General features: G+C 37.9%; 13 protein-coding genes. 6 read left to right on the top strand and 7 right to left on the bottom strand.

The window, feature by feature from the left end:
* Window positions 1-34: 34 nt before the first annotated feature.
* The 7 genes from NHE85_RS06465 to hemA all read right to left on the bottom strand — a co-directional run bounded on the left by NHE85_RS06465 (window position 35) and on the right by hemA (window position 5,438).
* A complete protein-coding gene (locus NHE85_RS06465; RefSeq protein WP_252810845.1) occupies window positions 35-592 on the bottom strand; it encodes a GNAT family N-acetyltransferase in 558 nt (185 codons plus the stop codon).
* A gap of 5 nt (window positions 593-597) precedes the next feature.
* Entirely contained in the window at window positions 598-1,023 is a 426-nt protein-coding gene (locus tag NHE85_RS06470; RefSeq protein WP_252810847.1) for a hypothetical protein, read from the bottom strand.
* Window positions 1,023-1,376 carry a hypothetical protein gene (locus NHE85_RS06475; protein WP_252810849.1) on the bottom strand — a complete coding sequence of 118 codons (354 nt, stop codon included), beginning with the start codon at window positions 1,374-1,376 and terminating at the stop codon, window positions 1,023-1,025. Before NHE85_RS06475 ends, NHE85_RS06470 begins: the two co-directional genes overlap by 1 nt.
* A gap of 95 nt (window positions 1,377-1,471) precedes the next feature.
* Window positions 1,472-2,497 (bottom strand): uroporphyrinogen decarboxylase, encoded by a 1,026-nt coding sequence (hemE, locus tag NHE85_RS06480; protein ID WP_252810851.1) that lies wholly within the window; start codon window positions 2,495-2,497, stop codon window positions 1,472-1,474.
* Window positions 2,498-2,593: 96 nt separating this feature from the next.
* Window positions 2,594-3,265 (bottom strand): uroporphyrinogen-III synthase, encoded by a 672-nt coding sequence (locus NHE85_RS06485; protein WP_252810854.1) that lies wholly within the window; start codon window positions 3,263-3,265, stop codon window positions 2,594-2,596.
* Window positions 3,265-4,185 carry a hydroxymethylbilane synthase gene (hemC, locus tag NHE85_RS06490; RefSeq protein WP_252810856.1) on the bottom strand — a complete coding sequence of 307 codons (921 nt, stop codon included), beginning with the start codon at window positions 4,183-4,185 and terminating at the stop codon, window positions 3,265-3,267. The genes NHE85_RS06485 and hemC overlap by 1 nt, the downstream gene beginning before the upstream one ends.
* The gene (gene hemA, locus NHE85_RS06495; protein ID WP_252810858.1) at window positions 4,182-5,438 is read right to left on the bottom strand and encodes a glutamyl-tRNA reductase; all 1,257 of its coding nucleotides are present in this window, start codon (window positions 5,436-5,438) and stop codon (window positions 4,182-4,184) included. The genes hemC and hemA overlap by 4 nt, the downstream gene beginning before the upstream one ends.
* A 229-nt stretch (window positions 5,439-5,667) precedes the next feature.
* Here hemA and NHE85_RS06500 point away from each other — a divergent pair, with 229 nt between their 5' ends.
* From NHE85_RS06500 to NHE85_RS06525, 6 genes are all read left to right on the top strand, one after another.
* On the top strand, window positions 5,668-6,540 hold the full coding sequence (locus NHE85_RS06500) for a helix-turn-helix transcriptional regulator (RefSeq protein WP_252810860.1): 873 nt from the start codon (window positions 5,668-5,670) through the stop codon (window positions 6,538-6,540).
* A gap of 99 nt (window positions 6,541-6,639) precedes the next feature.
* On the top strand, window positions 6,640-7,671 hold the full coding sequence (hemH, locus tag NHE85_RS06505) for a ferrochelatase (RefSeq protein ID WP_252810862.1): 1,032 nt from the start codon (window positions 6,640-6,642) through the stop codon (window positions 7,669-7,671).
* Window positions 7,671-9,011: an MATE family efflux transporter gene (locus NHE85_RS06510; protein ID WP_252810864.1), complete on the top strand. Its 1,341-nt coding sequence runs from the start codon at window positions 7,671-7,673 to the stop codon at window positions 9,009-9,011. The genes hemH and NHE85_RS06510 overlap by 1 nt, the downstream gene beginning before the upstream one ends.
* Entirely contained in the window at window positions 9,011-9,556 is a 546-nt protein-coding gene (locus NHE85_RS06515; RefSeq protein ID WP_252810866.1) for a CopD family protein, read from the top strand. The genes NHE85_RS06510 and NHE85_RS06515 overlap by 1 nt, the downstream gene beginning before the upstream one ends.
* Window position 9,557: 1 nt before the next feature.
* Complete coding sequence (locus NHE85_RS06520) at window positions 9,558-11,081, top strand: ATP-binding protein (RefSeq protein WP_252810868.1); 1,524 nt, start codon at window positions 9,558-9,560, stop codon at window positions 11,079-11,081.
* Window positions 11,078-11,860 carry an enoyl-CoA hydratase/isomerase family protein gene (locus NHE85_RS06525; RefSeq protein WP_252810870.1) on the top strand — a complete coding sequence of 261 codons (783 nt, stop codon included), beginning with the start codon at window positions 11,078-11,080 and terminating at the stop codon, window positions 11,858-11,860. Before NHE85_RS06520 ends, NHE85_RS06525 begins: the two co-directional genes overlap by 4 nt.
* Window positions 11,861-11,896: the final 36 nt, after the last annotated feature.

Below are 11,896 nucleotides of genomic sequence, written 5' to 3' on the forward strand. Positions count from 1 at the left end.
CATTTATGTCATCCTTACATAAGGAGCAAATATTTTAGTTTTGGGCTCTATTATTTTCATAGTCTGATTTCAATAGTCCAAAATAAATTACATCTTCCAGTATTCCTTTACCGTTTCGAAACTCATCTCTTAAAATACCTTCCTTTTTAAACCCTTGTTTAATAGCTACTTTTTGACTTGCATAATTTATGGGAGATGTGCATATATATATTTTATTCATACCCAGTTTATTAAAGCATGTGTTTACAATATTCCCTACTGCTTTGCTAATAATACCCTTGCCTTCATGATCCTTGTCTATAAAATAGGCAAGTTCACATTTAGACAATGTAGTATTTATATTTTTAATGCATATATACCCAATAAGACTATTGCTTTGAATATCTCTTATATAATAATAGTACCCATCATTGCGAAGTTGTTTAGTAATGGCTTCGGCAATAAAATTGGTTGTTTTTTCAGGGGTTTCGCAATTTAATAGTGTAACCGGGAATGTTTTTTCAATGTGCGAAACATTTCTGCTGATGAGGTTATAAAACTCATCGGGAGTAATGTTGTGCACACTATCTGTTTTCCAGGTTACCGTTTCCATTGTGGCTAATTTTTGTAGTAGTAATTTTTACCGCCGTCCTGTATTTCTATTTTTGCAATACTCTCAAAAGGTACTTTTCTTTGGGTTCCTAAAAATCTTGAATTAGATCCGTATAGGGTATCGTTACGCAGTTCTGTAGTGTCAAAATACATGATTTGTCTCTTACCGTTTTTCTGCGTTATCCTCATTTCTAAAGACGGCGAATTATCAAGATAGTTTATTAAACCCTGTTTGTCAAGAACAGTAATTTTTTTTATACGGTTGGCAGTATAAGTAATATTTGAAAATCTGAAAAGAGGATTGTTAACTTTTACCGTATCCATTCCCTCTCCCGCTGCAATAAACTGTTCTTTCAGTTGATCGGGCGTTATGGTATAAGTACTGCATGATGTAAGAATCAATAGAGTTAGAATAATTGCAGCTTTTTTCATTATTTGCTAAGTGAGTTTATTTTATTAAAAATATCAAACGAGAACATTTTGCTTTCTGATTGTATAAAATTGTATAACGAAATTGCTTTTTCTTTAAAAGAAGCATTACTGGCAAGCATATCGGCAAAGCGCTCCATATTGGCCCAGTCAAAATGCATTTTGGTTACATGATCGTTAAGCTCATTGCCCGTCATGGCAGTAAGGCTGTGATAAGACAATCCTAATTGCGTAAGCAGCGATTGTGCACTATCATTAAGCCATCCGTCCGGCACAAAGGTCAACTCCATAAGTTTGTTAAGGACGTTGTTTATCCTCTCATTTTCTTCGTCTCTTAATCCTAAACTTAATGGCATTATTATAGTTTTAAGTTAGCCCCAAAGGGTGAACAGTCTCACTTTTGTTTTGAGTGAAGCTATTCCCTCTCCTTAGGAGAGGGTTAGGGAGAGGCTTATTTATATTCTTTTACTGCTTCAATAAACGCTTTAGCATGATCTACCGGAATATTAGGTAAAATACCATGACCAAGGTTTACTATATAATTATCTTTTCCAAACTCATCTATCATCTGATGTACCATTTTTTTAATGGTAGGTATTGGAGATAGTAATCTTGACGGGTCGAAATTGCCCTGAAGGGTAATTTTTCCGCCGGAAAGGTAACGTGCATTTCGTGGAGAGCATGTCCAGTCTACCCCAAGTGCCGATGCCTTGCTTTGTGCCATATCATTAAGGGCAAACCAACAGCCTTTACCAAACACAATAACATGTGTTTCCGGAGCAAGAGCCTCAACGATCTGATTGATGTATTTCCATGAAAATTCCTGATAATCTACAGGAGATAACATGCCTCCCCAGCTATCAAAAATCTGAACGGCATTAACACCCGCCTTTACTTTTTCTTTAAGATAAGCAATGGTAGTATCGGTTATTTTTTGAAGTAATGCATGGGCTGCTTCCGGCTGAGAGAAACAAAATCCTTTTGCCGTATCAAAACTTTTAGAGCCTTTTCCTTCTACAGCATAGCAAAATATTGTCCAAGGCGAGCCTGCAAAACCTATAAGCGGTACTTCGTCATTAAGCATTTCCTTTGTAAGCTTAATGGCATCCATTACATAGCCAAGTGTTTCGTGAATATCTGGTATGCGCACTTTTTCTACATCCTGTGCAGTACGAATAGGGTTTGGCAAAAACGGACCTATATTTTCTTTCATCAGCACTTCAATACCCATTGCCTGTGGTACAACAAGAATATCCGAAAATAAAATAGCAGCATCAGGCTTTACTATGCGTATAGGCTGCACTGTAATTTCTGCGGCAAGCTCAGGTGTCTGGCAGCGTGTAAAAAAATCATATTTATCACGTAAAGCACGAAATTCAGGTAAGTACCTGCCTGCCTGGCGCATCATCCATACCGGTGGGCGTTCTACTGTTTCGTTACGTAATGCTTTTAAAAATAGGTCGTTTTTTATGCTCATATGTTTTGTTTGTATTTACCTTTTTATCATTTCTCCTCGCCAGTCGTTTAAAACCTTGTTTTTCAATTCACTGCATTAGCAATGACAAATCGGTAATTAAATAATCTCTTTATAATAATTTATACACTTTATAATTACATTTTCAACCGATGGCTGATTGGCAATCACTATATTTTGTGTTATATCCTTTAATGCATTTGCTGTGGTAGTACCTATACAAAAGCACGTTTCTTCTTTAATAGTATTCTCTTTTAGGTAACTCTCTACACCGCTTGGGCTGTAAAAAAGTATGCCGTTCAGCTTACTGTTTATTTTATGTGGTGAAAGCACTGTTTCATAAGCCTGTATCTCGTTCATTTCAATTCCTGCGGCTTTTAACGCATCCGGGAGTGTGTCCTTTCTCAGGTTGCCAGAGAAAAAAGTAAAGCTTTCACCTGCATACTCCTTGGTTATAGTTTTGGCGAGATCCTCGGCATAATCAGTACATGCTTTTACTTTATAACCGTAATGTTCAAGAGCCGATTTGGTTTTTACCCCCACACAAAATATTCCATTGTTTTTAAGCTGTGCGGAATTACCATTGTGCAAAAAGCTGATTACCGCATTTTGGCTGGTAAATATCAGGTTGTCTTTCGCCGAATCAATTTTAAAAGCTTTCAGGCTTACCGATATAAAATCGGCTTCCAGTACCGACAGCCCTGCATTGAGCAGAAATTGCTTGTGGTTAGGCAAAAGCTTTTTGGTTGACAGTACGCGAAAGGTCTCCATTATTTTTTTAGTTGATCCTTAATCTTAGCCATCAGTTCGGCACCACCGTTGCTTAGTACCTCAATCGCACAATCGTTACCAAAGGTTTCAATATCAGCATTGGCATCTATTACTTTTTCTATATGTATGCGTTCTTTACCATCTATAGAAAGTAATACTCCTTCAAAACGTATTTCGACATCTGTACAGGTAGCAAGAGCACCTATTGGAGCGGTACAGCCACCTTCAAGTGTTTTTAAAAACTGACGTTCAATACGGGTGCAAAGTTCAGCCTCTTCATCATTTAGTTTAGCAAGAGCATCCTGGCTGTACAAATCATTTTCCATAGCTACAACCACCATAGCTCCTTGTGCAGGCGCAGGAATCATCCAGTCCAGTTCAATATGGTTTTCAGGTAACAGGTTAATGCGTTCCAGTCCGGCGGCGGCAAATACAGCACCATTCCAGTTATTTTCACTAAGCTTTTTAAGTCGGGTATTTACATTACCGCGCAAATCGGTTACGTTATGGTTTGGGTGGCGGTGCAGCCACTGTGCCTGGCGGCGAAGGCTGCCTGTGGCAATAGTACCTGCATCATGCAAAAAATCAAGACTGCCTTTATGTACCAGTATGTCGTTTACATTAGCGCGCTCCAGTACTGCTGCCTGCACTATACCTTTCGGCAGGGCGGTAGGCACATCTTTCATAGAGTGTACTGCAATATCTACCTCGCCTTTTATCATGGCAATATCCAGTGTTTTTGTAAAAATGCCGGTAATGCCCAATTCATAAAGCGGTACATCAAGAATAATATCGCCTGTAGATTTTACAGCAACTATTTCTGTGGGATACCCAAGTGCATTTAGTTTACGTTCTACCGTATGAGCCTGCCATAGGGCAAGTTCGCTGTCGCGGGTACCTATTCGTATGGTTTTTTTCATTTAGATGGAGCTTCAATCTGAAAAACCTTTTCTATCCATTCGATGCTTTCATCTAAAATGGTGTCGCGGTCTTTAAGATGATTTGCAAAATGTGTTGTAATTTTATGAATAATACGCTTGCTGATTATCTCTGCCTGCTCTTCATCAAAATTACTTATTTTTTTACGCTGAAAATTTAACTCGGTATCTTTTATGGCGTTAAGTTTTTCTTTAAGAGCATTAATGGTAGGGGCAAATTTACGGGCGTTTGTCCATTCATTAAATTCCCCTTTTACCGCTTCTATAATAGCTTCGGCAGCAGGAACATGTTTTTTCCTGTTTTCAAGAGTAACGTCTGTAATTTTAGAAAGGTCATCAAGGTGTACTACTGTAACGCCTTCCATATCCTTAACATCATCATGTACGTTTTTAGGAATAGAAAGATCCAGTATAAGTAATGGCTTATTGGTAGTAAGGATGTCTTTATCAATAGTAGGCACAGGTGCGCCGGTTGCTACAACCAATACATCTGCATTAGGCAGTTCCAGCGGAAGCAGGTCGTAATCCTTAACTATAAGATTAAATTTTCCGGCTATCTGTTCTGCTTTTTCTCGTGTACGGTTTATAAGTGTAATATGATCGTTTTTGGTATGCTTAACTAAATTTTCGCAGGTGTTTCTGCCTATTTTTCCTGTACCGAAAAGCAATATGTTTTTGTTTTGAATGTCGGGTACATTATTCATAATGTACTGAACCGATGCAAAAGATACCGATGTTGCGCCAGAGCTAAGCTCGGTTTCATTTTTAATTCTTTTGCTTGCCTGTATAACACAGTTTACAAGTCTTTCTATAAAAGCATTGGTAAGCCCAAGATTTTTAGACTCATTAAAACTTGTTTTTATTTGCGATATAATTTCAAAATCGCCAAGTATCTGGCTGTCCAGACCCGATCCTACTCTAAAAACATGATTTATAGCTTCGGTATTTTTATAAACAAAGGCTACACGCTGAAATTCTTCAACAGTACCCTGGCTATTGTCGCAAAGTAATTTTATAAGCTGAAAAGGGTGTTCTGCATAACCGTATATCTCTGTCCTATTGCAGGTAGAAATAACAATAAGGCTTTCTATGCCTTCCTGTTTAGCCTGTTGTAACAGGCTGGTTTTGGCAGTATTACCCAAACTGAATTTTCCCCTTATCGCGGCATCGGCTTTCCTGTAACTTAACCCTACTGCATAGAAGTAAAGATGCCTTGATACGTTATTGTTCTCCATAGTGCTCACTTATCCTAAAAGTTCTACAAAAGTATTGTGAAGGTTTTCTAAAAAATAACGCTCAAAGTCCTTTTTGTGTCGCTGTGGGATATTTTGGCATGAAAATGTATTTATTTGCTCAAATACTATAAATTTGCAATAAAATCAGCACATTGCAAAAATATAGTTTAGAATAATTCTAAATAAAGAGGTGTCGCATTTTTGCAATTGACATAAAAAAAATACCGCTATGGGTTCTCATGAAGAAATAAAGATTGAGGATGATTTTATAGTACTTCGTTTTCAAAACGATGGTGACGAAATCTCTCATTATGAAAGGGAAGTGGGTGTAGATCTTATACAATTTCACTTTGGTATAAAGGGGCGGGCCAAGTTTATATTTAATCAGGGTCGCTATGCGCTTGATCTAAAAGAGGAAGTATCACTTTTTTTATATAACCCGCAAAAGGAACTGCCGGTTCACCTTGAAATTGCTCCGCATAGCTGGGTAATATCGGTACTTATATCTATTAAAAAATTTCATGGTTTTTTCTCTGAACAGGCAGATCATATTCCGTTTTTAAGCTCTGAAAATATTGATAAGAAATATTATAAAGACGAAAAAATAAACCCTGCTATGGCTGTAGTGCTTAGCCAGCTGTTTCATTTTAACTTGCATCAGTCCATTAAAAAACTGTATTTTAAAGGGAAGGTATATGAGCTGCTAAGTCTTTATTTTAACCGGGCAGAAGATGCCAATATAGAATCATGTCCATTTTTGGTAGATGAGGATAACGTAATAAAAATACGCAAGGCAAAAGATATTGTAATTGCTAATATGGCCGAACCACCCGGATTGCAGGAACTGGCTGACCAGGTAGGTATAAACCTGAAAAAATTAAAAATGGGCTTTCGTCAGATTTATGGCGATACCGTTTACAGCTTCCTTTTTGATTATAAAATGGATTATGCCCGCAAACTTTTAGATAGTGGGTCGTATAACGTTAATGAGGTAGGCTTAAAAATTGGTTATAGTACTGCAAGCCATTTTATATCGGCTTTTAAAAAGAAGTTTGGTACTACTCCAAAAAAATACCTGATGAGTATTAATGAGAAGGTTTAACGCAGAAACAAAAATTGCAGAATAAATAAAATAACAAAACAAACCGCCTCTCGCATGGTTTTTGTGAACCAACGGCAGGCATATAGAAAAACAAGAATAATGAAAGGAGTACTGTTAGTAAACTTGGGCTCACCAAAAAGTCCAACACCAAAAGATGTTAAGCCTTATCTTGATGAGTTTTTGATGGATAAGTATGTTATAGATGTTCCGTTTTTATTAAGGGCACTTCTTGTAAGGGGAATAATTCTTCGAAAAAGGCCTGAGGCTTCTGCAGAAGCTTACCAGAAAATATGGTGGGAAGAAGGTTCGCCACTTATTGTGTTGTCTGAAAGGATGCATAAAAAAATACAGCAAAAAACTGATATGCCCGTTGCACTTGCCATGCGTTATGGTGATCCATCTATAGAAAAAGGCCTTCAGGAACTTTCGGATAAAGGGGTTACAGAAGTATTGCTTTTTCCGTTATATCCGCAATATGCCATGGCATCAACCCTTACTATATTAGTATTGGCTGAAGAGATAAGGAAAAAGAAATTTCCGCACATGACATTTACCGATGTGCCTGCATTTTATAATAAGCCTGATTATATTAAAGCACTTGCAAACTCTATAAAAAGCTCATTACAGGGCTTTGATTATGATCATCTTTTATTCTCGTACCATGGTATTCCGGAACGACATATAAGAAAAACAGATGTAACAAAATCACATTGTAAAATAAATGATACCTGTTGTGTAACGCCATCGGCGGCACATAAGTTTTGCTACCGTCACCAGTGTTATGAAACTACACGGCTTGTTGTAGAAGAACTGGGCATACCTAAAGAAAAATATTCACTTACGTTTCAGTCGCGCCTTGCGGGCGACAAATGGCTGGAGCCTTATACCGATATTGAAATAAATAAAATGCCCAATAAAGGTATTAAAAAACTGGCTGTGGTAACTCCGGCATTTGTGGCTGACTGTCTTGAAACACTGGAAGAAATTGCTATGCGCGCCAAAGAAGATTTTGAAGAGCATGGCGGCGAAAAATTCCTTGCTATTCCCTGCCTTAATGATGGCGACGAATGGATAGGTGTTGTAGCCAATTGGGTTAACGAATGGGCCAATGCTGAAACACCGGTAGTTTAATGGAGTTATCATCCCGCGACCTCGCAAAAAAAGACATTAAAGGATTGTTGCTAAAACAATCTGTTCCGGCATCAATAGGTATATTGTTCATGACGGTAAATGTGCTTATAGATACCATTTTTGTGGGCCGCTGGATAGGATCTCTTGCTATTGCTGCCTTATCTGTAGTAATGCCTATTACCTTTTTTATATCATCGCTGGGTATGGCAATCGGTATAGGCGGAAGTTCGGTATTGTCGCGTGCGCTTGGAGCCAAAGACCGTGAAAAAGGACTTATAACCTTTGCACATCAAATTATGATGGCCTTTGGTATATCGTCTTTATTTGTTGTGATAGGCTTGTTTTTTGGCGATGAGATATTGTATTTATTTGGCGCTAACGGAGATATTACAAAACCGGCAAAAGAATTCTTTTTCCCCATACTGCTGGCTGTGCCTTTTCAGGCCTTATGCATGATGGGCAACAGTGTTATTCGAGCCGAAGATAAATCGAGGCATGCTATGATTGCCATGATCATATCGGCAGTATCAAACATTGCACTCGATGTACTTTTTATTAAAATATTAGACTTAGGTGTTTTTGGGGCCGCACTGGCTACAGCTTCGTCTTTCTTTTTATGTTTTGTTTATATTTTGTGCTTTTTTATATGGCGAAGCGAACTTAGGCTGCAATGGTCTCATTTTGTATGGCATACCAAAATAGCGCGCGAAATTATATCGTTAAGCTTTGTAACTTTTGCAAGGCAGGGTGTTATAAGCATACTTGCCATTATATTAAACCACACATTATTTGCGCAGGGCGGAGAACATGCTGTAACAGTATATGGCATTATAAGCCGTATGTTAATGTTTGCACTTTTCCCGGTATTAGGAATAACACAGGGTTTTTTACCTATAGCGGGTTACAATTATGGCGCTAATAATCACCAAAGGGTAAGGCAGTCGGTTTTTATATCTATAAAATATGCGGGGGCTTTGGCTATAATAATATTTGTAGTAATACTTGTATTTGCAAAACCCATAACCGCTGTATTTACCACCGATCCTGAAGTGATTCGTGATACTCCGGGTGCTTTGCGATGGGTTTTTGCTGCATCGCCCATTATTGCGGTACAGTTAATAGGTGCTGCATACTTTCAGGCGGCGGGTAAGGCTACAAAGGCATTATTGCTTACTTTATCTAAGCAGGGCTTTTTCCTGATACCGCTGGTACTTATTTTACCGCAGTTTTTTGGTATTTTTGGTGTATGGGTAGCTTTTCCCATTGCCGATGTACTCTCTACAATAGTAACAGGCATATTTTTAAAGAACGAAATGGCCGGACATGTTAACGAAGAATAATGGAATATTATAACTACATAAAATCACTGCATCTTATTTTTGTTATTACCTGGTTTGCCGGGCTGTTTTATATTGTTCGCCTGTTTGTATACCATATTGAGGCCAACGGTAAACCATCACCCGAAAAAGAAATCCTTATTAAGCAATATAAGCTTATGTCTTACAGGTTATGGTATATTATTACCTGGCCATCGGCAGTGCTGGCAACTGTTTTTGCCGTAACACTACTTTTTCTTATGCCCGATTGGCTGCAACAGCCCTGGATGCACGTAAAGCTTACTTTTGTAGCGTTGCTGTTTTTATATCATTTTAAATGCCACAGCATATTTAAGCAACTGCAAAATGATAAGGTGAAATATACTACGAGTTTTATGCGGTTATGGAATGAAGGTGCCACTATTATATTATTTGCGGTAGTGTTTTTGGTAATACTTAAAAGTGCTGTTAACTGGATATTTGGCGTAGTAGGTATTATAGTGTTTTCTATACTGCTTATGCTGGGCTATAAATTTTACAAACGAATAAGAGAGAAAAACCAATCCTGATATGAAGGAAAAGTTTAAGATAAGGCGTTGGTCATTACGGACAAGGATTTTCCTGTCCATGATTTTTATTACCCTTATTGCATCGCTTCTTATTGCTGCTGTAAGCATTTATCAGTTTAAAAAAGAAGCAAAAGATTACCATCAGGATCGTTTAGAAAGAAAAGAGGCGGCTATAAAAGCACATATCAACTATATACTTTCTACTACTACCTATCCTTTAAATACCGAAAACCTTCCGCTTATTTTTAGGGAACGTATCCATGAACTGGCAAATATTCATGGAATGGAGATTAATATTTACGATCTTAACGGGCATTTGCTTAAATCATCAAAGGCGGCTTTTTCGGTAGATACTATTAATAATAATATTCCGCCTGCAATATTAAAGGTGGTGCGCTCTACCGCAGAAAAAAGATATGTAGATTTATTGAGGCTGAAAGATGATAAAAAGAAATTCAGGTCTTCTTATAGTTATATAAAAGACACCAAATTTAAACCGCTTGGCATACTTAACCTGCCTTATATAGAAGATGACGGATACTATGAAAAGGAAACCAGTAATTTCCTTATCCGTTTTACGCAGGTATATTCATTCATGCTTTTAATATCTGTAATTATAGCTTATTTCCTTTCAAGCTATATTACAAAATCTATTAAAGAAGTAAGTGAACGCCTTAAAGAAACCCGCCTGAGCGAAGAAAATGAAAAGCTGGATATGGGTGATACACCACAGGAAATCAGCCTGCTGGTAGATGCTTATAACAATTTGGTGCATGATCTTGAAATCAGTGCCACTAAACTGGCCCAAAGCGAGCGTGAACAGGCTTGGCGAGAAATGGCAAAGCAGGTGGCCCACGAAATAAAAAATCCGCTTACGCCTATGCGTTTAACGGTACAGAGCTTTCAGCGTAAATTTGATCCGCAGCAACCGGATATTAAACAAAAGCTCGATGAATATTCTAAAACTCTCATACAGCAAATAGATACTATGAGTTCGGTGGCTTCGGCATTTTCAAGCTTTGCATCTATGCCGGCACAGCAAAACGAAACTCTCAATGTAGTTAAGATAGTACAGCTTGCACTTGAAATTTTTAATGAAAACTATATTACCTATCATGCGGACGAACCTTATATTATTACCCGTATGGATAGAACGCAGCTTATACGGATTATTACCAATCTGGTTAAAAACGCTACACAGGCAATTCCTGAAACTGAACCTAACCCATTGGTTGAAGTAAGGGTATATCGTGATGGTGATATGGCAAAAATATCGGTAAAAGATAATGGAAAAGGTATAAGCCCGGAAAACAGAAGCCGTATTTTTGAACCAAAGTTTACTACTAAAAACAGTGGTATGGGGCTTGGGTTAGGAATAATTAAAAATATAGTAGAAAATTACCACGGTACAATTACCTTTGAAAGCCGTTTGGGCGAAGGCACACAGTTTTTGGTGACATTACCAATAACTAAAGCGCAGGGTAATGAAGAAGAAGACAAACAACAAACAGATATAAAACCATGAACTACAAAAACATAATTACAGAGCTGGATAACGGACTTGCAATAGTTACTATTAACAGGCCGGAAAAGCTTAACGCACTTAACAGAGAAACTATTACCGAACTTCATGAGGCTTTTAAAGCACTTAATGCCGATAAAAATGTTAAGGTTATTATTGTAACCGGCAGTGGTGAAAAAGCTTTTGTTGCGGGAGCAGACATATCAGAATTTGCTAATTTTAATATTGAAGAAGGACAAAAGCTTGCTGCTTTAGGTCAGGAACTTTTGTTTGATTTAGTACAAAATCTTTCTACTCCTGTAATTGCAGCCGTAAATGGTTTTGCACTTGGGGGCGGCCTTGAGCTTGCTATGGCAGCTCATTTCAGGGTAGCATCTGATAATGCAAAAATGGGGCTTCCGGAAGTGTCATTAGGGGTTATTCCGGGTTATGGAGGAACACAGCGTTTGCCTCAGCTTGTGGGGAAAGGCCGTGCTATGGAAATGATAATGACTGCCGGTATGATAAATGCTGAAGAAGCCAAAGCATACGGGTTAGTAAATCATGTAGTGCCCCAGGCAGAGCTTTTAGATTTTTGCAAAAGTATTGCCGCCAAAATAATGAAAAATTCTTCTGTTGCAATTGGCCGTGCGATCGAAGCAATAAATGCTAATTATACTGATGGTGTAAACGGATACAATGTTGAGGTTACCGCTTTTGGTGAGTCTTTCGGAACGGAAGATTTTAAAGAAGGAACTACAGCATTTCTGGAAAAGAGAAAAGCGATTTTTCCGGGGAGATAATATAGACTTTTTCGAAATGATAAGCCGGCTTCAGCC

Origin of the sequence: Flavobacterium sp. NRK1, assembly GCF_024054175.1 — a bacterium.
In the GTDB taxonomy this organism is placed as follows: Bacteria; Bacteroidota; Bacteroidia; order Flavobacteriales; family Flavobacteriaceae; genus Flavobacterium.

Bases quoted from the DNA above. Each gene is read 5' to 3' on its own strand.
- NHE85_RS06470 (WP_252810847.1), bottom strand. From the start codon at position 1,023: ATGAAAAAAGCTGCAATTATTCTAACTCTATTGATTCTTACATCATGC.
- NHE85_RS06475 (WP_252810849.1), bottom strand. From the start codon at position 1,376: ATGCCATTAAGTTTAGGATTAAGAGACGAAGAAAATGAGAGGATAAAC.
- hemA (WP_252810858.1), bottom strand. From the start codon at position 5,438: ATGGAGAACAATAACGTATCAAGGCATCTTTACTTCTATGCAGTAGGG.
- NHE85_RS06485 (WP_252810854.1), bottom strand. From the start codon at position 3,265: ATGGAGACCTTTCGCGTACTGTCAACCAAAAAGCTTTTGCCTAACCAC.
- NHE85_RS06465 (WP_252810845.1), bottom strand. From the start codon at position 592: ATGGAAACGGTAACCTGGAAAACAGATAGTGTGCACAACATTACTCCC.
- hemC (WP_252810856.1), bottom strand. From the start codon at position 4,185: ATGAAAAAAACCATACGAATAGGTACCCGCGACAGCGAACTTGCCCTA.
- NHE85_RS06525 (WP_252810870.1), top strand. From the start codon at position 11,078: ATGAACTACAAAAACATAATTACAGAGCTGGATAACGGACTTGCAATA.
- hemE (WP_252810851.1), bottom strand. From the start codon at position 2,497: ATGAGCATAAAAAACGACCTATTTTTAAAAGCATTACGTAACGAAACA.
- NHE85_RS06500 (WP_252810860.1), top strand. From the start codon at position 5,668: ATGGGTTCTCATGAAGAAATAAAGATTGAGGATGATTTTATAGTACTT.
- NHE85_RS06520 (WP_252810868.1), top strand. From the start codon at position 9,558: ATGAAGGAAAAGTTTAAGATAAGGCGTTGGTCATTACGGACAAGGATT.
- hemH (WP_252810862.1), top strand. From the start codon at position 6,640: ATGAAAGGAGTACTGTTAGTAAACTTGGGCTCACCAAAAAGTCCAACA.
- NHE85_RS06510 (WP_252810864.1), top strand. From the start codon at position 7,671: ATGGAGTTATCATCCCGCGACCTCGCAAAAAAAGACATTAAAGGATTG.
- NHE85_RS06515 (WP_252810866.1), top strand. From the start codon at position 9,011: ATGGAATATTATAACTACATAAAATCACTGCATCTTATTTTTGTTATT.